The sequence below is a fragment of the Paenibacillus chibensis genome (genome assembly GCF_004001045.1).
Classification (GTDB): Bacteria; Bacillota; Bacilli; order Paenibacillales; family Paenibacillaceae; genus Paenibacillus_AQ; species Paenibacillus_AQ chibensis.
Genome location: NZ_BIMK01000007.1, coordinates 387,913 through 408,790, shown reverse-complemented (window position 1 = coordinate 408,790; position 20,878 = coordinate 387,913). Strand labels below are relative to the sequence as shown.

The window sequence follows — 20,878 nt, the reverse complement described above, 5'->3', positions numbered from 1 at the left end:
TACGGGGAAATATTTGAAAATGAGCAGGATTCCAGAGTTGACATAGAGAATGTGTTGCACAGACAACAAAGAGCCACTGCTCGGGGGATGCCCGGGCAATGGCTCAGCGTCTGTGCTTTTATTTTTTGTGAAGAATGGCAGGCACCTTGTATGGAATTTTCTCCACTTTGTCGATGATGCCGCCGCCGAGGCAGGTTTCGCCTTGATAGAACACGACGGCTTGTCCCGGTGTGATTGCCTTTTGCTGATTCGCAAACTGGACATGGACATTTCCGTCCTCCAGCCATTCAAGCGTGACCTCCTGATCGGGCTGACGATAACGGAACTTGGCGGTGCAGTTGAAAGGTCCATTGGGCACATTCCCTTCACCTGCAATCCAGTTCACGTTCGTAGCCATCAGTCCTGTCGAATACAGGCTCGGATGCTTGTCACCCTGTACCACGTACAGAATGTTCTGCTCCAGATCCTTATCGGCAACGAACCAAGGCTCGCCGTTACCGGAACCGCCGATACCGAGTCCTTGACGTTGACCGAGGGTGTAGTACATCAGTCCGTCATGACGTCCTTTGATCTCACCTGTAGCAATATCCACCATTATCCCGGACTTCGCGGGAAGATACTGGCTCAGGAATTCCTTGAAATTGCGCTCACCGATGAAGCATACGCCGGTGCTGTCCTTCTTTTTGGCCGTATACAAGCCTGCAGCTTCCGCGATGCGGCGAACCTCAGGTTTCGGTAGATGGCCGATCGGAAACATCGCTTTGGACAGCTGCTGCTGATTCAGCGCATTCAGGAAGTAAGTCTGGTCCTTGTTGCCGTCCACGCCGCGAAGCAGTTTGAAGACGCCGTCTTCTTCCACGACACGGGCATAATGGCCCGTCGCTACATAATCGGCACCGAGATTAAGCGCTTTTTGAAGAAATTCACCGAACTTGATTTCACGGTTGCACATGACGTCAGGATTAGGGGTGCGTCCGGACTTATATTCATCGAGGAAATAGGAAAATACTTTATCAAAGTATTCCTTTTCGAAATTGACCGTGTAATAGGGAATATCTATTTGTTCGCAAACACGGCGCACGTCCTCCGCATCCTGCTCGGCGGTGCAGACCCCGAACTCGTCGGTGTCATCCCAGTTTTTCATGAAGATGCCGATGACATCATAGCCCTGCTCCTTCAGCAGAAGCGCGGTTACCGAGGAATCGACGCCGCCGGACATGCCGACGACCACGCGCGTATTTTGATTGTTGTTTGACAAGAGTAATCACCATTTCTATATGAAATTGTGCCCATGTCCGTATTTTAACACAACCTGTCCTGGATCACATCAGAAAAGGTATGTCCGTGCTTGGAGAACATTTTGAAGCTTTCGTTGCGGATGGTTTTATATGAAGAAGTGGATGCAGCTCAACCAAGCTGACGACCATTAGATCGCACGGGGAAATTCCGAACAGAGCGGTTTGTCTTCCCAGGATGTACTATAATAGACGTTTTTCATACCCAAAGGCTGCAGGATATGTTAACATAAGCAAAGGGTTATGATCGGAATACGCAGTAATGCCAGAGGACACGGGGATCCTGTCCTTCCGGTCTGATGAATCAATCCATGATCTCATGAATTTTTGAAAGAGGTGCCACCTTTGAAGATATCAACAAAAGGGCGTTATGGCCTGACTATAATGATGGAGCTTGCTGCAAAATACGGCGAAGGCCCCATCTCACTGAAAAGCATCGCCGAGAAAAACCAGCTGTCCGAGCATTATCTGGAGCAGCTGATCGCGCCGCTGCGGAACGCGGGACTCGTGAAAAGCATCCGCGGAGCTTACGGCGGTTACATCCTTTCCCGTGAAGCGGCCGAGATTACGGCAGGAGACGTGATTCGCGTGCTGGAGGGTCCGATTTCGCCGGTTGATTTTACCGAAGAAGACGATCCGGCCAAGCGCAACCTGTGGCTTCGGATTCGCGACGGCATTGCCAATGTCCTGGATTCGACGACGCTGTATGATTTGATCTCTTACCAGGAACAGGACGCTGTTGACAACTATATGTTCTACATTTAAAAAGGAGATGCAGAAATGAATTCCATTTATTTGGATCATGCGGCATCCACACCCGTACACCCGGAAGTAGCCGAAGAAATGATGAAAGTGATGACCGGTCAGTTCGGCAATGCATCAAGCGTCCATACGTTCGGACGTTCCGCCAAGCGTACGGTGAGCGGCGCGCGTGATCAAATCGCAAAGTCGCTTTCCTGTTATCCCGATGAGCTGGTATTTACCGCCGGCGGGACGGAAAGCGATAATCTTGCTTTGTTTGGCGTCTTGTCCGCCATGGAAGGCTCCGGCAAGCATATCATCACCTCATCCATCGAGCATCATGCCGTATTGCATGCCTGCGAGGAGCTTGAAAAGCTGGGTTACCGCGTCACCTATCTGCCAGTGGATTCCACGGGACGGGTCCGGACCCGGGATGTGGAGAACGCTATGACCCCGGAGACGGTGCTGATCAGCATCATGTATGCCAATAATGAGGTGGGCACCATTCAGCCCATTACAGAAATCGGCGAGCTGGCAAGAAGCCGCGGCATTCTTTTTCATGTCGATGCGGTTCAGGCTTTGGGAGCCATTCCGATCTCCTGTCATGATCTGCCGGTTGATCTTATGAGCTTTTCCGCCCATAAAATCAATGGCCCTCAAGGAGTTGGAGCCCTGTATGTACGGCGGGGCGTTCATCTGGCGCCCAGACTGCACGGGGGGCTTCAAGAGAAGAAACGCCGCGCGGGCACGGAAAATATGGCCGGTATCGCCGGCTTCGGCAAGGCTGTCGCATTGGCGGCTGCCCATTTGGAGGAACGCAGAAATCATGACCTTCTGCTCCGGCATACGCTCATCCGCCTGCTGGATCAGGAACTTGGACAAGACTCGTTTATCATCAACGGACATCCCTCTGAATTTTTACCCCACATTCTGAATATCAGCTTCCCGGACACAGACACGGAGACGCTCCTGATGAATCTGGATATGGAAGGCATCGCAGCAGCCAGCGGCTCGGCATGCACCTCCGGTTCTCTTGAAGTTTCCCATGTACTCCAGGCTATGAAACTTCCACAAAATGTTTTGCACTCTGCGATTCGTTTTAGCTTTGGTTTGGGTAATACTACTGAAGATATGGAATACACCGCCCAAAAAATTGCAACCATTCTGCGTCGTTTACGTAATAGAAGTTAGGGATTCTCTATGTATGGACAAGGAGGGATGAGTGTTCCATACCATCCGGAAATGAAAGGATCGATGCCGGGCGCGGCATCCGTCCCGCATTGTGCGGGCTTCCTTTGTTTCAATTTCAATGAGGATAGGTGGGATCCTGGCCATGAAGTTCCAAGAATTGATCGGACTTGCCGTATTTGACGTAGAGGAAGGCAAGGAGATCGGAAAAGTCAGCGATGTTTTGATCAGCGGGGACTGGGAAATTCAAGCTCTGGAGCTTGAAGGCAAAGGATTCTTTTCCAGTTCGGCCAAGTCCGTAGCCTGGGAGGATATCGTGGCATACGGCGAGGACGCTGTGATGATTCGTAATCAACAGGCTGTTCGAAAGACGGGGGCCGACGACATACAATATACCTATCTTTTGGGGAAAAATAAATTGAAGGATCTGAACGTATTGACGGAGGACGGAATTCTTCTCGGTAAAGTGACGGATGTTTATTTTGACCAGGAAATGGGAAATACAATACTAGGCTTGGAAATCAGCGATGGCTTCGTGTCGGATTTGATGGAGGGCCGCAAGTGGCTGCCGCTTACACAGGACATGTCCATCGGTAAAAATGCGATTATGGTTCCTCCAATGAGCGAGGAGCGTTTGGAGAAAACCATTCATTCTGTTAACGGATAGGTGATAAATGAATATGAGATGCCCTAACTGCAATTCCAAAGATATCGGTAAGATCGGATCGCACCAGTTTTATTGCTGGGGCTGCTTTATTGAACTCACGGTCAACGGAGAGAAAATGTCCGTGTACCAGGTCGAGGAAGACGGAACGCTCAGCTCGCTGGATGATCTGTTTTTTGAGGAACTCCCGCAGGATTTTCCGCAGATTCATGCATCGAATTGATCGTGAACTTATGAACATACTTGCGTGCTAAAAAAGAAACCCATCACTAGCGCTCGCTTCCATGCGCACGTTAGTGATGGGTTTCTTTTTGCTTCCGGGGCGTTTTTTCGCAAACGGATGAAGGTTAATTTTTTCCTTTCGTACATATAATAACGTGTACAGCAAGTCCGAAAGGAGGAAGACGCGTGGAGAAGCTCGCCGCAAACAAATGGTTCCGCCTCTTGATTTGGGTCATTCTCGGCCTTATCGCCTTATATTTCATCTGGATGCTTCGGCCTATGTTCATGAACATATATCATTTTTTCAAAGCGATTCTGGCCCCGTTCATCGTTGCCATGATCATATCGTATGTGCTGAATCCCGTCGTCTGCATGCTGGCTGACCGGAAGGTGCCGAGAGGGATTGCCGTACTGCTGATCTATGCGGTCTTTTTGACGTGTCTGGCTGTCATCCTCATCAATCTGATTCCGATGCTGGTGGAACAAATGGAAGAGCTGAACGAGCATATGCCTGAAATGACCATGCATGCCCAAAGCCTGATGACAAGGCTGGATCAGAAAATCCTTCCTGACGGGGTGATGGCTGGCGTGGACCAGTGGTTTATGCAGTGGGAAGACAGGCTTGCCAAAGGCATCTCGGACTTTATCGACAATATCGGGACGACGATCAACGTCGTGTTGAACCTGTTTATCATTCCGTTTCTGATTTTCTATATCCTGAAGGACTTCAACGTTTTTGAGCGGGCGATTGTCTCGTATTTGCCCCGTTCCCGGCGCAAAGCGACAGTCAGTCTCTTGAAGGAAATCGATCTTGCACTCGGTAATTACGTCCGCGGGCAATTCTTGGTCTGTTTGATTATCGGCGTATTAGCCTATATTGGATATATGCTGATTGGCATGCCGTACGCGCTGTTGATGGCGAGTATCGTCGCGCTTTTTAATATCGTCCCGTATCTGGGACCCTTTTTGGGTGCCGCGCCTGCCGTCGTAATGGCATCCACAATCTCCTGGAAAATGGTGCTGCTCGTCATCGTCGTCAATTGGATCTGTCAGCTGCTCGAAAGCAATGTCATCTCGCCGCAGGTTGTCGGCAAAAAGCTTCACCTGCATCCGATCGTCATCATATTCGCCCTCCTTGTCGGCGGGGAGCTGGCAGGCATCGTCGGCCTGATTTTGGCGGTTCCGTTTTTTGCGGTGCTCAAGGTGCTCCTGCAGCATTTGTTCACCTATTACGTAAAGCGGAAAACGGTCTGACACCGCCTCATTGACAATCCCCGATGCCCCCGATATACTTAATTCTATATGAACAAAATGGACAAAACGGCGACGAAATAAAGTACGGCAGAAATGAGCTCCTTGGGCAGAGAACGGATTCCTTCGCGCATCACGCGCGCTGGCTGTAAGAATCCGCATGCGGGCCGCTTGCCGGAAAGCTGATTTCGGAGTGCGGGCAAAAACCGCCGGCTGGCCCCGTTACAGGCTGATACGAGGAGATTGCTTTTTGGGAAGATGCGGCAGATGCTACATTGCGCAAGTGCTGCGGAGCCAAAGAGCGATAACCAGGGTGGTACCGCGATATGATCGTCCCTGAATTTATTCAGGGGCGTTTTTATGTTGTTTTGGCAATCAGGAATTCAAAGCATGAAGTTACGAAAAATGACGATTGTAACGCAGGGGACGGAATCGTTCTGAAGAAGCGAAGCGTTCGCCTTTGTCCGAATTTCAACCTTTTATGAACCAGTTAAAGAAAATTTGGAGACAACAGCGATCGGAAGAACGATCCGTAACCGGAGTGGTCCCGATACTAACTAAGTATGGCTTTGAATGGACCTGGTTGTGATTAATTTGAAAGCTGGAGGCTGTTAAAGATGAAAGCAAGTGAAATCCGTTCCAAATGGCTGGAATTTTTCGCAAGCAAAGGACACAAAATCGAACCAAGCGCACCGCTCGTTCCGCACAATGATCCGTCTCTGCTGTGGATCAATGCCGGTATGGCGCCGCTCAAGCCGTATTTCGACGGCCGCGTCGTTCCGGAGAATCCGCGTCTGACCAACTCGCAGAAATGCATTCGTACCAATGACATCGAGAACGTCGGCAAAACCCGTCGGCACCAAACATTTTTCGAAATGCTTGGCAACTTTTCGATCGGCGACTACTTCAAGGAAGAAGCCATCACTTGGGCATGGGAGTTTCTGACGAGCAAAGAGTGGATCGGATTTGATCCGGAACGCTTGTCCGTAACGGTATATCCAGAGGATGAAGAAGCCTTCAAACTTTGGAATGAAAAAATCGGCCTGCCGGCGGAGCGCATCGTGAAGCTGGAGGACAACTTCTGGGATATCGGCGAAGGCCCATGCGGACCTTGCACGGAAATCTTCTATGACCGCGGCGACGCTTATGGCGATCTGTCCGATCCTGAAATGTTCCCGGGCGGGGAAAATGAACGCTTCCTTGAAGTGTGGAACCTTGTATTCTCGCAGTTCAACCATAACAAAGACGGCTCTTATACGCCGCTTCCGAACAAAAACATCGATACAGGCGCAGGCCTGGAGCGTTTTGCTTCCATTCTGCAAAATGTGGATTCGAACTTCGATACGGATCTGTTCCAGCCGATCATTCAGCAAACAGCCAAGCTGGCCAATGTGAAGTACCACGAAAGCCTGGAAAAAGACATTGCGCTTAAGGTGATCGCCGACCATATCCGCACGGTAGCCTTTTCGGTAGCCGACGGCGTGCTTCCTTCCAATGAAGGACGCGGTTACGTCATCCGCCGCTTGCTCCGCCGTGCCGTTCGCTACGGCAAGGTGCTGGGTCTGGATCGTCCATTCCTTTACACGCTGACCGAAACGGTCGGAGATATTATGGGCGTCTACTACCCTGAAGTTGTTGAGAAACGCGAATTCATCGAAAAGGTTATTCGTACCGAGGAAGAACGGTTTCATGAGACCTTGTCCGAAGGCCTGGCCATTCTGGAGGAGATCAGCAAGAAGGCGCTGGAAAGCAACAGCAAAATGATCGGCGGTCCCGATGCGTTTAAACTGTACGATACGTACGGCTTCCCGCTGGATCTGACCGAGGACTATGCCATGGAGCATGGGCTGACCGTCGACAAGGATGGCTTCGACGCATCCATGCAGGAACAGCGGGACCGCGCCCGTGCGGCACGCCAGGACAACGGCGGCATGAAGGTGCAGGGCGGCGTGCTTTCCGACTACACGGTTAAAAGCGAATTTGTTGGATATAATGACACCGTAACGGAGTCGAAAATATTGGCAATCATCGTGGATGATGCCATGGTGGACACCGCCGGAGAAGGCCAGTCCTGCCAGGTGATTCTGGATGCGACGCCTTTCTACGCCGAAAGCGGCGGTCAGGTCAGCGACCAGGGACTTCTTCGCGGCGGCAGCGTTACGGCGAAGGTGGAGGCCTTGTATAAAGCACCGCATGGACAACATGTGCATGTTGTTACAGTTGAAGCCGGTGAACTGAAAGTCGGTGAAACCGTGAAAGCGGAAGTCGACGAGGCTAAGCGCCGTGATATCGTCAAAAACCATACGGCGACGCACCTGCTCCACAAAGCTCTGAAACAGGTGCTTGGCGAGCATGTCAACCAAGCGGGTTCGTTGGTTGAGCCGCAGCGGCTGCGCTTTGACTTCTCCCATTTCGGCAGCATTACGCCGGAAGAGCTGGCTGATATCGAGCGCCGCGTTAACGAACAGATCTGGAACGGCATCAACGTCAATATCGAATTCAAACCAATTGACGAAGCCAAGTCGATGGGAGCCATGGCGCTCTTCGGCGAGAAATACGGCGACATCGTGCGCGTCGTTCAGGTTGGCGACTACAGCCTGGAGCTTTGCGGCGGCTGCCATGTCCGCAACACGTCGGAGATCGGCATCTTCAAGCTGGTGAGCGAAAGCGGCATTGGCTCAGGGGTACGCCGGATCGAGGCCGTTACCGGACGCTCGGCTTACCAATTCATTGAAGGCCAGCTGGATCTGCTTAAGCAGTCTGCCGAGCTGCTCAAATCCAATGTGAACGATGTGCCGAAACGCATTGAATCGGTTCATGCCCAAATGAAGGAACTCGGACGCGAGAACGAATCGCTGCAAAGCAAGCTGAGCCTCATCGAAGCCGGCCAGCTGACGGATCAGGTGAAAACGGTAGGCGGCAAAGAGCTGCTTGCAGCCCGCGTCAGCGTCGGCAGCATGGATGGACTTCGCTCCCTTGCGGATGAGCTGAAGAACAAGCTTCCTGCGGCAGTATTGGTTCTGGGGGCAGCGATCGAAGATAAAGTCAACTTCGTCGTATCGGTGCCGCAGGAGATGATCAAATCGGGTCTGCATGCCGGCAAACTGGTTAAAGAAATCGCTACAGTATGCGGCGGAGGCGGAGGCGGCCGTCCGGACATGGCGCAAGCCGGTGCCAAGGACGCAAGCAAGCTGGATGAGGCGCTGAAGCTGGCAGAAGAGCTCGTAGCGCAGGCTTAAAGAATATTGGTGGAGGATTTTGCGATGAGGCGAGAGCGGATTTGCAGAATCCTTCATTATAAATAGACCGGTCTTGGCATATAAATTCGAATAAATTTCGTTTTATTTGTTCTTGGAGTTTCCTTACAACGGGATGAGTATGTTATATTAGAAGAAGATATGAAGCCTAAAGAATCAATTCGTCAAAGTATCCTTAGCGATGCTTTTGAAGAAGCGAGGTGTCACAAATGGACTCCATGGATAAGACGATGAAGTTTAATGTTAAGGGCGATGAGAAGGAGGCCTCTTCCAAGGATATCCTTCTTACGGTGTATGATGCTTTGGTTGAAAAGGAATATAATCCGATCAACCAGATTGTCGGCTACCTCCTCTCCGGAGATCCGGCCTACATTCCGCGTCATAATAACGCCAGAAGCCTGGTTAGAAAAAAAGAGCGTGATGAGTTGATCGAAGAGCTGGTCCGGTTCTACTTAGCCAATCACCGATAGGAGAGCTTTATGAGAATCTTGGGATTGGACTACGGCGACCGCAAAATTGGAGTTGCCGTCAGTGATTTATTCGGTTGGACTGCCCAGGGGCTTGAAGTGGTGGAACGCAGACGTGACGGTTCCGAGATGCAGCGCATCGCGGACCTTGTTCGCGAGAACGAGGTGGAAGAGATCGTCGTCGGACTCCCCAAGAACATGAATGGCAGCATCGGTCCCCGTGGTGAAATCTGTATCGATTTCGCTGACAAGCTTAAGGAAATGCTGAAATTACCCGTCCACCTGTGGGATGAGCGGCTGACAACCGTGTCTGCCGAGCGGACGCTGATTGAGGCTGACGTCAGCCGTAAGAAGCGAAAGCAAGTTGTGGATAAAATGGCTGCAAGCTTGATTTTGCAAAATTATTTGGACTCAAAGACTAAAGGGTGAGGGTGATCACAGATGGCCAATGAGCGTAACTATTTTGAGGAAGAACCGGAAGTTATATATATTCCAGATGACGAAGGCAACGAGGAAGAATTCGAAGTCATCATGAAGTTCGAGGTGGACGGATCGGACTCCAAGTATATGATGGTGGTTCCGCTGGAAGCCAGCGATGATGATTCCGACGAAGTCTATGCCTTCCGTTACGAAGAGGATGGAGACGACCTGAAGCTCTACATGATCGAGGATGATGAAGAGTGGCAGATCGTGGAAGAAACGTTTAACACCCTGGTTGCTGAACTTGACGGAGGTAATGAACATGAGTGATTTTTCTGCAGAACAGGCTGTATGGACTTCCGTACTGAAGGAAGCTTTCGGCCCGACTGTAGAGCTGGAGGATGAAGACGGTTCCACAGAAGTCTATGATCTTGCAGCCGAATTCGAAGTAGACGGCCAAACCTATGCGGTGCTGCAAAGCCCCGAGGACGGCGAAGGCGAATACAATATTCTGAAAGTCGTGAAGACGGCGGACGGGAATCTGGAACTGGCGACCATCGATGACGATGACGAATGGGAAAACATCAGCGAGCTGTACGACGAAATGACGTTCCCGGACGACAGTACGGATTAAGCAGTGATTGAACAGCTTCCTAAGAGCAGACAAAATTTCAAAATGAATAAACCTAAGAGGGCGGTGCAGACCGTCCTTTTTGGTTGTGAAGGGTTGGATTTTTCTTGAAAGCTGGCAAAGTTGTATTGGTCATTCTGGTTATTCTTCTGCTTGGTGCAGGAGGCGGAGCCTATTATGTATGGAACGGCCTGCAGCCCGTGAAAGCCTCGGAACAAGCGGTCAAATTCACGGTTGAATCTGGTATGGGTACCTCGAAAATTGCCCAGGTGCTGCATCAAAACGGCCTGATTAAAAATGAAGCGGTATTTAAAGGTTACTTAAAGTGGAAGCATGAAGGCTCCCGGTTTCAAGCCGGCGTCTATGAAGCGAAGCCCGGCATCACATTCGACGAGTTGATTGCCAAGCTGAACAGCGGCGAAGTGGTTAAAGAAGCGATGACCCGGATTACGATTCCGGAAGGGTATACCGTTGAACAGATCGCCAAAAAGGTCAGCGAAGCGACGGGAACGGCAGCGGAAGAATTTATAAAGCTGGCGGATCATCCGGGGAGCGAAGCGGTCGCAGCCTTTCAGGAGATTCCTGCAGGCGCCAAACTGAAGCATGCATCGGAGGGATATTTGTTCCCGGATACCTATGAATTTAAAAAGGGAACAAAAGACAGTGATATTTTTCATAGAATGATGGAGCAATTTCAAAGTAAGATTGACAATATTCCTGATTTGCAGCAGAAGCTGAAAGACCGGGGCATGACACTGCACGAGCTTTTGACCATCGCATCCCTGGTTGAACGCGAGGTTGTGGTGGATGAGGAGCGACCGTTGGTGGCCGGGGTCATTTATAACCGTCTGGATAAAAAAATGAAGCTGGAAATCGATGCAACGGTACAATACGCTCTGCCTGAACCGAAAGAGCGGCTGCTCTACAAAGATCTCAAGGTAGAGAGTCCGTATAATACCTATTTGCATGACGGACTTCCTCCAGGGCCGATTTGCAGTCCAAGCCTAGCGTCCATCGAAGCGGCTTTGAGCCCTAAAGCTTCCGATTATTTGTATTACGTTACCAAGAAGGACGGTTCGCATGAGCATCTGTTTGCAAAGACGTATCAGGAGCATTTAAAGAACATAAAGAAGAGTAACAGCACGACGAAATAAAAGAGGTGCGGTATGACGAAACAACATGAGCTCATGGTAACAGCCGGCTCGCTGCAGGAATGTTCCGCATACATCGATGCGGGAGCGAGCGAGCTGCTGATCGGAGATGCCATATATGGGCTGCGGATGCCGGGCGCATTAACGGAAGCGGAGATCCGCGAAGCGGTGCGAATGGGACAAGCCCGCCATGCCAAAGTGATTGTAAGCATGACCAACGTGATGACCAACGATATGCTGAGGCTGCTGACGGACTACATTTTATTCTTGAAGGACGCGGGCGTATACGCGGTGGAATACAGCGACCCGTCCGTTCTGGCTGCCGTGAAAACCTACGCCCCTTCCATAAGATTGCATTGGAACGCGGAAATGATGTCAACGAATTACGCGACCGCCAACTACTGGGGGCGTAAGGGAGCCGTGCGCGTTGCCGCGGCCAAAGAGCTGAACATGGACGAAATTCTCGATTTGAAGCGTAATCTGGAGATCGAGGCGCAGATTCAGGTGCACGGGATGACGAATATCTACCATTCCAAACGGAAGCTTGTCCAGAGCTACATGATGCATCAAGGCCGGCCGGTACTCGGTGGCAGCCTGGACAAGGAGCGAGGGCTGTTTCTCGTGGAAGCCGACCGGGCTCAGGAAAAGTTTCCGATATTCGAAGATACCCATGGGACGCATATTATGAGCTCGGATGATATCTGCATCCTGGAGGATCTGCACCTCTTGCTTCAGGCGGGTATCGACAGCCTCAAAATCGAAGGGTTCATGAAACCGCTGGGCTATAATGCCGCAGTCGTTCAAGCTTACCGAACCGCGATAGACGCTTACGTGATGAATCCGGCAGGGTATCAATTCCGTGAGGAATGGCTTGATCGAATCCGCGAGCTTCAGGATCCGCAGCGGGAGCTCACCTTTGGATTTTTTTACAAAGAACAAGTCTACTAAACGCCGTATCTGACTGCCCTCTCATGCTTGATCAGGAGAAGCAGCTGCTCTATCTTTCGTTCAATCTATCTAGGTGATTACAGGGAGGTGTCAATAACGTGGAGGAATTGCTCTTCAAACCGTCATACCGGGGGAAAAGAGTCCGACTTTCGAAGCCGGAGCTGCTGGCACCCGCCGGAAATCTGGAGAAGCTGAAATTTGCCGTGCATTATGGTGCGGATGCCGTATATATCGGCGGACAAAAGTACGGGCTGCGGTCGAATGCGGACAATTTTTCATTCGAGGAAATGCGCGAAGGAGTGGAATTCGCCGCGAAATACGGCGCCAAAGTATTCGTTGCCACCAATATTTACGTACATAACGAGGATATTGAAGGCATTGAGGAGTATTTGCGCCATCTTTATGACGCAGGAATAGCGGCAATTATCGCCGCTGACCCGGCGATCATCGAAGTGGCGCAGCGGGCCGTGCCGGGGCTGGAGGTCCATCTCAGCACGCAGCAGTCCACGCTTAACTGGCAGGCGGTGAAATTTTGGAAGGAAGAGGGGCTCCCTCGCGTCGTGCTGGGCAGGGAAGCCAGCCTGGAGGAAATCGCGGAAATCAAGAATCAGGTGGAAATCGAGATTGAAGCGTTTATCCATGGCGCCATGTGTTCTTCGATTTCCGGACGCTGCGTGCTATCCAACCATTTTACCGACCGTGATTCCAACCGCGGAGGCTGCTGCCAGTCCTGCCGCTGGAAGTACGATCTGTTTGAAGATGCCGGAGGGCAGGATTCCGAGCCTGAGGAGTCGTCGACGGGTAATGCCATGGCGCGGTTCCCCCTATTTGAGGAGGAAGACCCCGCCTTTACCATGGGCTCGAAGGATTTATGCATGCTGGAGCATATCCCGGATTTGATCGAGGTTGGCATTGACAGCTTCAAAATCGAAGGGCGGATGAAGTCCATTCACTACGTGGCTACGGTCGTCAACGTTTACCGGCAGGCGATCGATGCCTATTTTGAAGATCCGGAGCATTATGTCCTGCGCCCAGAGTGGCTGGAAGAACTGAACAAAGCGGCAAACCGTCCGCTGAATACCGGTTTTTTCTACGATATCCCGGATCACGAGGATCACATTTACGAGCCGAAAGACAAGGAAGCTCCTTATGATTTTGCCGGACTGGTGCTGGAATATGACGAAACGGATCAGACAGCGGTCATTCAGCAGCGCAACTTTTTCGCCAAAGGCCAAGAGATCGAATTTTTTGGTCCAAACGGCACCTTCTTTAAACAAACCGTACAGGAAATGTGGGATGAGGATGGACTTCCGCTTGAAGCGGCTCGCCATCCGTTGCAGCGGATTCGCATGAAAGTGGATTTTCCTGTCGCGTATTTCGACATGATGCGCAGAAAACATTAATCGAGTTTTTGAATCAGGATGATAGGCCTAAGCCGCTAGACACGTATAGTGTAGCGGCTTTTTTTTGCTTGGAACCGAAAGAATGATGCATGCGGGACGCCAGCCCCATCCTTTTTAGGAAAATAGTTATAAAGAATTTTACGAAAACCCAAAGGATAATGGTGGAAAATGTCGAAGAATAAAGTAGTGGGTTGCTTACATATCAGGTTAGAAAAGAATTTATTGCGGTGGGTGAGGACATGGGAGAGGTACAGGACAAAAAACTTGAAGAAGGCAAGAAAAAGCGTTGGGGGAAGCAAAAGGAGAAAGGCCAGCGCGGGGCTGGGGCAGTTTCGGGGGAAACTGCTTCGAATAAAACAAAGCTCAGCATGAGCTCGGCAGCCTCCCGGTTGCAAAGGATGAATCCCGCGAAGTCGGTCGGGGTGAAGCTGTTTTTGATCTTTTTTACTGCGATTGTATCCTTTGTATTGATTTTGGGCCTGACGTCTTATAGCAAGGCCAAAAGTACGATCAAAAGTAACGCTTCGTCAGCGAACAAGCAGACTATTATACAGACGTCCCAGAAGCTTGATATTATTCTGAAGCAGTATGAGGATATTTCGCTGCAGATTTTCTTTGATCCAGAGACGCAATCGCTGATTGACGACATGTCCTCATCGCAGATGAGCGCATACGACAGCTTCGTGCTGAACGACAAAATCAGTAAAAAGCTGAGCAATCAAATCAACAGTAACAGCACGATCAAAGCGATTTATCTTGTTCCTCCGAAGGCAGAACAGTCTGTGATTATGGCCGGCAGCGCAGGCACCGATACAAGCAGCATTCGGGACCAGGCCTGGTTCAAGAAGGCACAAGGACAGAGCAAATCGTTCTGGGTCGGTTCGGAAAAAGGGAAGGATGAGGCCGATAATTTCAAGCTCGTTCGGCCATTGCAGAGCCTGACGCGCGGCGGTCAATCTTATGTGATCGTGATTGAGCTTAAAACGGCATTGATCGAAGATCAATTGAAGGCGATCAATCTGGGTGAAGGCAGCGAATTGCAGCTGATTACGGCCGATAATCTGGTGGTCGGCTCCAGTAAAGAAGATGAAGCCGGCAAGGCTACCAATTTTACGTTCATGAAAGATGAGAAGGATGAGTCCAGAAGTCTTTATACGGATGATAGTGCTCACCGCAGTATTTTGGCAGTTTACAATACACTCGGTACAAATGGCTGGAAGCTGGTCGGCACGATCCCGACCGAGCTGCTCGTTAAAGATGCGCAGGGTATCCTGCTGCTGACGCTCGGATTTGTGGTTGTCGTCATCATCATTGCCATTCTGATCGGATGGTGGATGATTCACATGATCGCCAGACCCGTAAGCCATCTTAAAGATCTGATGATCGAGGGCTCCAAGGGGAATTTGAAGGTCCGGATCCATCATAAATCCTCGGACGAGATCGGCGAACTCGGCCGAAGCTTCAATCTGATGATGGATCAGATTACGATGCTCGTCCAGCAGACGAACACGACAGCCCAAGCCGTGCTTGAAACAGCAAGCGAATTAACGGATGCTTCGAAGAAAACGGCGCTGTCCGCCAGGGAAATTGCCATTGCCACGGAGGAAATCGCCAACGGAGCCAGCAGCCTGGCTACGGAAGCGGAACGCGGAAATGAGCTGACGGACCATATTTCGCGCCAAATGCAGATCGTCATTTCGGCTAACGAGGAAATGAGCAGCGCCGCGCATCATGTGGAGCAGTCCAGCGAGCAGGGAACCAATCATCTCAGCAGCCTGATGGAAAAAACGCATCAAACCGAGGATATGACCCGGTCACTGATGCATAAGGTCGACAACTTGAAACAAACGACCTCTTCTGTCAACAAGGTGCTTGATGTGCTGCAAAACATTACGAAGCAGACCAATATCCTGTCGCTCAATGCGACGATAGAAGCCGCTCGTGCAGGCGCCGCCGGCAAAGGCTTCATGGTCGTTGCCGACGAAATTCGCCAGCTCGCAGACCAGTCCAGACAGTCCATTGACCTGGTCGGACAGATTACGGAAAAAATCATGAGCGAGATGAACGAAACCGTCGAGGCTCTGCAAGAAGCGAATCCGCTGTTCCAGCAGCAAATGGATTCCGTGAAGGAGACGAATGAGATTTTCATTTCGGTGCAGGATCAGATGAATGACTTCACGCAGCGTTTGGGATCCGTAACGCAATCGATCGAAACGCTGAATCATTCGCAGGAAGTTTTATCTGACGCCATGAGCAATGTGAGCGCGGTTGCCGAAGAGTCTTCCGCTACTTCCGAAGAGGTTGCTTCGCTAAGCAACGAGCAGCAAAGCATCGGCAATCAGCTGGTACAGCTGTCGAACAAGCTGGAAAACGTATCGAATGAGCTGAAGGAGACGCTGTCTCGTTTCACGATTTAATTCAATGAAGTTTGAATGAACCTATAACGTCAGCCAAGAGGCTGTCCCTTGAGAAGCGTCGGGCTTTTCAGGGACAGTCTCTTTCTTGTTCAGGCCATATGGATCCGGGTCCGATTGGAAGCCGTGCGAATAGGACATAATGGAAAAAAACGTCGAAACAGGGAAGCGGTGTTATCGCATGTTGAAGCAGAAGCAGCGGATTTTCTATGTATTGGTTCTATTGACGGGAATATTGGTCATCATCACCTTGAGGCTGGCATATGTACAGCTTATATTTCGCGTGAACAAATTACCGGACAGCGTGTATACCCTGCAGGAAATGTCGGTTCTGCAGCGTGAGCGCGGCGTGGTATTGGATTCGGGCAGGGGGAATATTCTGGACCGCAAAGGCAAACCGATTACCGGAGATACGGTGTCTGCGGCGGTGTTGTTTCCCATTAACAAGAAGGCCCTGTCCAATGAGGATGGCCGTCTGGATTTGATTGCAGGCGCATTGGGAACGAATACGGACAAGCTTCGGCAACAATGGGACAAGCTCAGCGTACCGATTCTTTGGCGCGGAACTTCTTCTAATACGCCTGCGGCCCTGCATCCGAGCCAAGCTGCCCGCATATCCGACCTGAATTTCAGCGGCATCGAGGTTCTTCCCTACACGCAGCGGTATGCAAACAAGCCGAGCGGGATGCAGTGGCTTGGATTTTTGACGGAATCACCGGATCAGAAGCAGCTGCCGCATACCGGTTTTGCGTTTAAGGAAGGCGCCGCCGGATTGGAGAAGACGATGGAATCGCTGCTCCGTGGAATCGGCCCGACCACAGCATATTATTCCGTGGACGGGACGAACCGGGCAATCCCGGGAACGGGCATCCAATTAAAATCCCCGAGTAACCCGTATTATCCGCTTCGGCTGCGTACAACCATCGATCTCTCCCTGCAACAAAAAATCGAAGCGCTGACCGAGAAGGCCGGAATGAAGGAAGGCGCCGTCGTACTGCTTGATGCGAATAATGCTGATGTCCTCTCGATGGTATCCCGGCCTTTTTACAATCCCCTTGACGTTCACCCCGAGCAGCATGCCTGGAATAACCGCGCGCTGCAGGCTGCCGTACCCGGTTCCATTTTCAAAACCGTGGTTGCCGCTGCAGCGCTCGAAGCGGGAGTAACGACGCCCGGGGAATCCTTTTACTGCTCAGGACACTACGGCAAATACGGATTATCCTGCTGGAAGCAAGGCGGACACGGGGCTTTATCGCTGGAGAGGGCCTTTGCCGAGTCCTGCAACGTCGTATTCGCGGAGCTGGCAGAGCGTTTGACCGGTGAACAGCTGGAGGAGACAGCCCGTAAGCTGGGGCTATTGCGCACCGTCGGATGGGAGGCCAAATATATGTTGGGTCTGCCCCTTCTGAGACCATTTGATCATGAGGAAGCAGGTGCCTTATTTGTAAGCGCAGACGCTGCGCTGGACGGAGGGACAAGGGCACAATCCGGAATCGGCCAAAGGGATGTGCGCGTGACGCCGCTGCAGGCGGCGAATATGGTTGTTACGCTTCTGCATGGGGGACGGGTGCATGCACCGCGCATCGTGGAAAATGTTACGTACGCAAACGGGCAGCTCATGAAAGAGTTTAAGCCGCATTTGTCGCCATCGAGCATGGGTAGCATCCGGCCCAAGACGACATCGCTGATTCGCGAATGGATGGAAAAAGTAGTGACGGAGGGAACGGGGAAATCGCTGCTGCATTCCAGATGGAAGCTTGCGGGGAAATCGGGCACCGCGCAGGTGCTGGTTCAGGGGCGGCAGCGCAATAATCAGTGGTTTATCGGGTACGGGCCCGTCGACCGGCCGAAATACGCTGCAGCCGTCCTGTTCCAGAATATGCCGACCGAAGGCAGCAATCAGGCTACCGCCTTATTCGGTCAAATTATGAATCTGCTCGCTTCTCAGGAGTCGTAGCTTCCGGAGCTTTGGCGGTACCAGCGGTGCTCATATCAAACGGTGATACGTCAAACTCTTCCTGCGGCAGCCGGATCCAGCTCTGCAAATACCCCTGCTGCAGCAGCTCTTTAATGAGAATCAGCAGTACAGGCGACAGAATGAGGCCGGCAACGCCGAAAATGGAAAGCGAAATGATCATGAACGACAGCATGAGAAAAGCCGAGGAGATGCCAATGGAGTTGCCGGTAATTCTCGGCTCGAGCAGCTGGCGCGTCAAAAGGACGACCACAAGCAGCACGCATAGTCCGATGGCCAGGCTGATGTTGCCCACGATGAACAGATAGACGATCCACGGAATCAGAACAACCGGTACGCCGACCAGCGGTAAAATATCGAAGAGGGCGCATACAAGCGCAAGGGACAGCTCGTTGCCTGTCCGCAAAATCAGCAAGCCTGCATAAATCAGAACGAAGGTAATCAGCACCATGATGAACTGTGCTCTGATGTATGAACCGATGGCTTTCAGCACATAGGTCTTCATAAAGACATAGGCATTTTTAAAAGTTCTGGGAGACTTGTCCTTGACGATTTTGCGCCATCCGCCGATCTCCGTGCTGAGAAAGAAGGCGAGAATAATCGCGATGCCGAAATTAGCCATAAAATTTGAGAACGAGCTGAAAAGGGAAACCATATACTTTAGAAAGCTGGTGGCCCATCCGGTAGCATAATCGGTGAAATTTTTGAAGTTCTCGTTCATTTTCTCCGTGATGTTGGGAGGCAGCGATTCAATTTTATGCTGGAGAAATGCAGTTGTTTTGGTAAATGCCGTTTGGATCATTTGTGTGTATTGGGGCAAATTATCTTGGAGCTGGGCGATCTGGGAGACGACGATCAGGCCGATACCGAACAGGATTCCTAGGATAATCAGCACGAACAGCAGGACGGAAATGGCTGATGCCAGCGTTTTGGGCAGACCTCGACGATTCAGGAACTTGGCCAATGGCTCGATCATGAAAAAAACGAGGAAGGATAAGAACACGGGGGCTGCGATCTGGTAAAGCTTGCTGAACACGTACATGATGAGCAGCACGGTCAGCACGATCATCCCGATGTCGAACAGCGTCCTCCAATATTTTTTGTACAGCGGAAGCATGATTAAACATCTCCTATGTATTTGTATTTAAATTTTAAAAAAATGCCTATTTTGCAGGAGGCTGTGATAAAATAAAAGATAGCGTCTTTATATTTTTCATTGAACGTCTGTTTTTTTATGCAGAAACGAGACGGGTTCCCTATATTGGCACAGCTTTCCGCTCTTAGTACATTTTATAGAGTAACCTGCCTTTCGGCAAGTCAAAGTCAAACAGAGAAAAGTGGGGATGATGACATGCAGACTTTGCTGCTTTGGTTGTTTTATATCTCATCTTTTTATGCGTTCATTCCCGGACTTATCACCCGCATTTTCGGGTTCCGCGTATTTCGGAGAGGCAGCGGCGAACATGAATATGCGCTGACTTTCGATGACGGGCCTGATGCGCAGTATACGCCGCAGCTGCTGGATTTGCTGAAACGGTATAATGCCAAGGCGACCTTCTTCGTGGTCGGCTCGCATGCCGAGCAAAATCCCGAGCTGGTCAAACGGATGCATGATGAGGGGCATTTGATCGGTATTCATAATTATGTACACAAGTCCAACTGGCTTATGCGGCCGGCGACTGTATCGAAGCAGATTATGAAGACCGACAAAATTATTCACTCGATTACCGGTGAACGTACTTCGTATTACCGGCCGCCATGGGGCATCGTCAATCTTTTCGATTTGAAGAAAAGGGGCGGCAAATTTAAAATCGTGCTCTGGTCCGCGATGTTCGGCGACTGGAGAGAACGAATCGGCGCTGATCGCTTAACGGAGCGCATCCTGAACAAGCTGCAGCCCGGAGAAGTGCTGCTGCTTCACGACTGCGGCACGACCGCGGGCGCGAATCCCGATGCGCCGCAGCAGATGCTGATTGCCCTGGAGCGAGTGCTTGAAGAGGCAGAGCGCCGCGGCCTGAAAAGCATTCGGATTGACGAAATGATCAAGGCCAAGGAAAATGCTCCTGAGAAGAAGCTTTCGCACAGCAAGCTTGCGGTCGTCAAGCTGTGGCTGATCTGGGAGACGATTTTTCACAAGCTGTTCCGGCTGAAAACCGTGAATCCGCTCGATCCGCTGCTGCATTACCGACTGCGGAAATACAGCGGCGACACCATTGAGCTGGAGAATGGAACGAAGCTGCAAAAGGGCGACAAGGTCGTGGAGCTGCATTTCGATAATGAAAAGCTGTTCCGCTTCGGAATCCGGTCGCGTTCATCGGTCCACCTGGCCATTCAGATGATCCGCTCGATGGAAAAAGAGCTTCCGACGCTGGCCCATCAGCTGATGGAAGATCCGGCTGCCAGCACAAGCAAAGCACTGTACGGCGTGACCATGGTTAATCGCGGTCCGCAGCAGTTCGGCTTTCAGATCGTAGAATTGAAGGACGGGCTTTTTTCCAGATCAACACGGCTTTATTTGAAATTCCTACTTAGCGTGATTCATCCTTCCGGCCAATCTCGCCTGAAGGAGCACGCGCAGCTGCTCGTTCCGAAAATGCTTCTGATGCCGATTGCCGATTTCTTCGAGCGTTATGCCGAGAATGGATCGCATCGACACCATCTGGAGGCCAAGAGAAGCAGAAGAGATACGCTTGAAACGGCGGAAGCCAATGAACTCAGCCTGTCTGCTGCGTCGCAAGGACTGGAAAGCTCGACTCCGGCAATTTAAATTATTTTATACCGCTTACTACACAAGAATCCTGTTGGCTAAGATCATTAGCTGCCAGGATTCTTTTTTGCTGATGTAACCCAA

General features: G+C 51.0%; 18 protein-coding genes. 16 read left to right on the top strand and 2 right to left on the bottom strand.

Annotated elements, in window-relative coordinates:
• Positions 1-118: 118 nt before the first annotated feature.
• On the bottom strand, positions 119-1,258 hold the full coding sequence (gene mnmA, locus PCH05_RS08350; protein WP_127601899.1) for a tRNA 2-thiouridine(34) synthase MnmA: 1,140 nt from the start codon (positions 1,256-1,258) through the stop codon (positions 119-121).
• 382 nt (positions 1,259-1,640) lie between these two features.
• On the opposite strand from mnmA, the gene cymR reads away from it, so the two are divergent.
• From cymR to PCH05_RS08275, 15 genes are all read left to right on the top strand, one after another.
• Positions 1,641-2,060, top strand: coding sequence for a cysteine metabolism transcriptional regulator CymR (gene cymR / locus PCH05_RS08345; RefSeq protein ID WP_127601898.1), 420 nt, complete (start codon positions 1,641-1,643; stop codon positions 2,058-2,060).
• Between the two features lie 15 nt (positions 2,061-2,075).
• Positions 2,076-3,227, top strand: a complete 1,152-nt coding sequence (locus tag PCH05_RS08340) for a cysteine desulfurase family protein (RefSeq protein WP_127601897.1) — start codon at positions 2,076-2,078, stop codon at positions 3,225-3,227.
• A gap of 142 nt (positions 3,228-3,369) precedes the next feature.
• Positions 3,370-3,891, top strand: a complete 522-nt coding sequence (locus PCH05_RS08335; RefSeq protein ID WP_127601896.1) for a PRC-barrel domain-containing protein — start codon at positions 3,370-3,372, stop codon at positions 3,889-3,891.
• 13 nt (positions 3,892-3,904) lie between these two features.
• Positions 3,905-4,111, top strand: a complete 207-nt coding sequence (locus tag PCH05_RS08330) for a YrzR-like zinc ribbon domain (protein ID WP_127601948.1) — start codon at positions 3,905-3,907, stop codon at positions 4,109-4,111.
• Between the two features lie 185 nt (positions 4,112-4,296).
• A complete protein-coding gene (locus PCH05_RS08325; RefSeq protein ID WP_127601895.1) occupies positions 4,297-5,364 on the top strand; it encodes an AI-2E family transporter in 1,068 nt (355 codons plus the stop codon).
• Between the two features lie 614 nt (positions 5,365-5,978).
• Positions 5,979-8,600 carry an alanine--tRNA ligase gene (alaS, locus tag PCH05_RS08320; RefSeq protein ID WP_127601894.1) on the top strand — a complete coding sequence of 874 codons (2,622 nt, stop codon included), beginning with the start codon at positions 5,979-5,981 and terminating at the stop codon, positions 8,598-8,600.
• Positions 8,601-8,827: 227 nt separating this feature from the next.
• Entirely contained in the window at positions 8,828-9,088 is a 261-nt protein-coding gene (locus tag PCH05_RS08315; RefSeq protein WP_127601893.1) for an IreB family regulatory phosphoprotein, read from the top strand.
• A 9-nt stretch (positions 9,089-9,097) separates the two neighbouring features.
• Positions 9,098-9,514 (top strand): Holliday junction resolvase RuvX, encoded by a 417-nt coding sequence (ruvX, locus tag PCH05_RS08310; protein ID WP_127601892.1) that lies wholly within the window; start codon positions 9,098-9,100, stop codon positions 9,512-9,514.
• A 12-nt stretch (positions 9,515-9,526) separates the two neighbouring features.
• Entirely contained in the window at positions 9,527-9,835 is a 309-nt protein-coding gene (locus PCH05_RS08305; RefSeq protein WP_127601891.1) for a DUF1292 domain-containing protein, read from the top strand.
• Entirely contained in the window at positions 9,828-10,139 is a 312-nt protein-coding gene (locus PCH05_RS08300) for a DUF1292 domain-containing protein (protein WP_127601890.1), read from the top strand. The genes PCH05_RS08305 and PCH05_RS08300 overlap by 8 nt, the downstream gene beginning before the upstream one ends.
• 104 nt (positions 10,140-10,243) lie before the next feature.
• Positions 10,244-11,290, top strand: coding sequence for an endolytic transglycosylase MltG (mltG, locus tag PCH05_RS08295; protein ID WP_127601889.1), 1,047 nt, complete (start codon positions 10,244-10,246; stop codon positions 11,288-11,290).
• A 12-nt stretch (positions 11,291-11,302) separates the two neighbouring features.
• Positions 11,303-12,235, top strand: a complete 933-nt coding sequence (locus PCH05_RS08290) for a peptidase U32 family protein (protein ID WP_127601888.1) — start codon at positions 11,303-11,305, stop codon at positions 12,233-12,235.
• A 98-nt stretch (positions 12,236-12,333) separates the two neighbouring features.
• Entirely contained in the window at positions 12,334-13,638 is a 1,305-nt protein-coding gene (locus tag PCH05_RS08285; protein WP_174806239.1) for a peptidase U32 family protein, read from the top strand.
• 239 nt (positions 13,639-13,877) lie between these two features.
• Positions 13,878-16,055: a methyl-accepting chemotaxis protein gene (locus PCH05_RS08280; RefSeq protein WP_127601887.1), complete on the top strand. Its 2,178-nt coding sequence runs from the start codon at positions 13,878-13,880 to the stop codon at positions 16,053-16,055.
• Positions 16,056-16,233: 178 nt separating this feature from the next.
• Entirely contained in the window at positions 16,234-18,009 is a 1,776-nt protein-coding gene (locus PCH05_RS08275) for a peptidoglycan D,D-transpeptidase FtsI family protein (protein WP_174806238.1), read from the top strand.
• Here PCH05_RS08275 and ytvI read toward each other — a convergent pair.
• Positions 17,978-19,144: a sporulation integral membrane protein YtvI gene (ytvI, locus tag PCH05_RS08270; protein WP_127601885.1), complete on the bottom strand. Its 1,167-nt coding sequence runs from the start codon at positions 19,142-19,144 to the stop codon at positions 17,978-17,980. The genes PCH05_RS08275 and ytvI overlap by 32 nt on opposite strands.
• Before the next feature lie 234 nt (positions 19,145-19,378).
• Between ytvI and PCH05_RS08265 the strand changes: the two genes are divergently transcribed.
• The gene (locus PCH05_RS08265) at positions 19,379-20,794 is read left to right on the top strand and encodes a polysaccharide deacetylase family protein (protein WP_127601884.1); all 1,416 of its coding nucleotides are present in this window, start codon (positions 19,379-19,381) and stop codon (positions 20,792-20,794) included.
• Positions 20,795-20,878: the final 84 nt, after the last annotated feature.

Bases quoted from the DNA above. Each gene is read 5' to 3' on its own strand.
- PCH05_RS08305 (WP_127601891.1), top strand. From the start codon at position 9,527: ATGGCCAATGAGCGTAACTATTTTGAGGAAGAACCGGAAGTTATATAT.
- PCH05_RS08265 (WP_127601884.1), top strand. From the start codon at position 19,379: ATGCAGACTTTGCTGCTTTGGTTGTTTTATATCTCATCTTTTTATGCG.
- PCH05_RS08315 (WP_127601893.1), top strand. From the start codon at position 8,828: ATGGACTCCATGGATAAGACGATGAAGTTTAATGTTAAGGGCGATGAG.
- PCH05_RS08330 (WP_127601948.1), top strand. From the start codon at position 3,905: ATGAGATGCCCTAACTGCAATTCCAAAGATATCGGTAAGATCGGATCG.
- PCH05_RS08290 (WP_127601888.1), top strand. From the start codon at position 11,303: ATGACGAAACAACATGAGCTCATGGTAACAGCCGGCTCGCTGCAGGAA.
- PCH05_RS08340 (WP_127601897.1), top strand. From the start codon at position 2,076: ATGAATTCCATTTATTTGGATCATGCGGCATCCACACCCGTACACCCG.
- ytvI (WP_127601885.1), bottom strand. From the start codon at position 19,144: ATGCTTCCGCTGTACAAAAAATATTGGAGGACGCTGTTCGACATCGGG.
- alaS (WP_127601894.1), top strand. From the start codon at position 5,979: ATGAAAGCAAGTGAAATCCGTTCCAAATGGCTGGAATTTTTCGCAAGC.
- PCH05_RS08275 (WP_174806238.1), top strand. From the start codon at position 16,234: ATGTTGAAGCAGAAGCAGCGGATTTTCTATGTATTGGTTCTATTGACG.
- PCH05_RS08300 (WP_127601890.1), top strand. From the start codon at position 9,828: ATGAGTGATTTTTCTGCAGAACAGGCTGTATGGACTTCCGTACTGAAG.
- ruvX (WP_127601892.1), top strand. From the start codon at position 9,098: ATGAGAATCTTGGGATTGGACTACGGCGACCGCAAAATTGGAGTTGCC.
- PCH05_RS08335 (WP_127601896.1), top strand. From the start codon at position 3,370: ATGAAGTTCCAAGAATTGATCGGACTTGCCGTATTTGACGTAGAGGAA.
- PCH05_RS08280 (WP_127601887.1), top strand. From the start codon at position 13,878: ATGGGAGAGGTACAGGACAAAAAACTTGAAGAAGGCAAGAAAAAGCGT.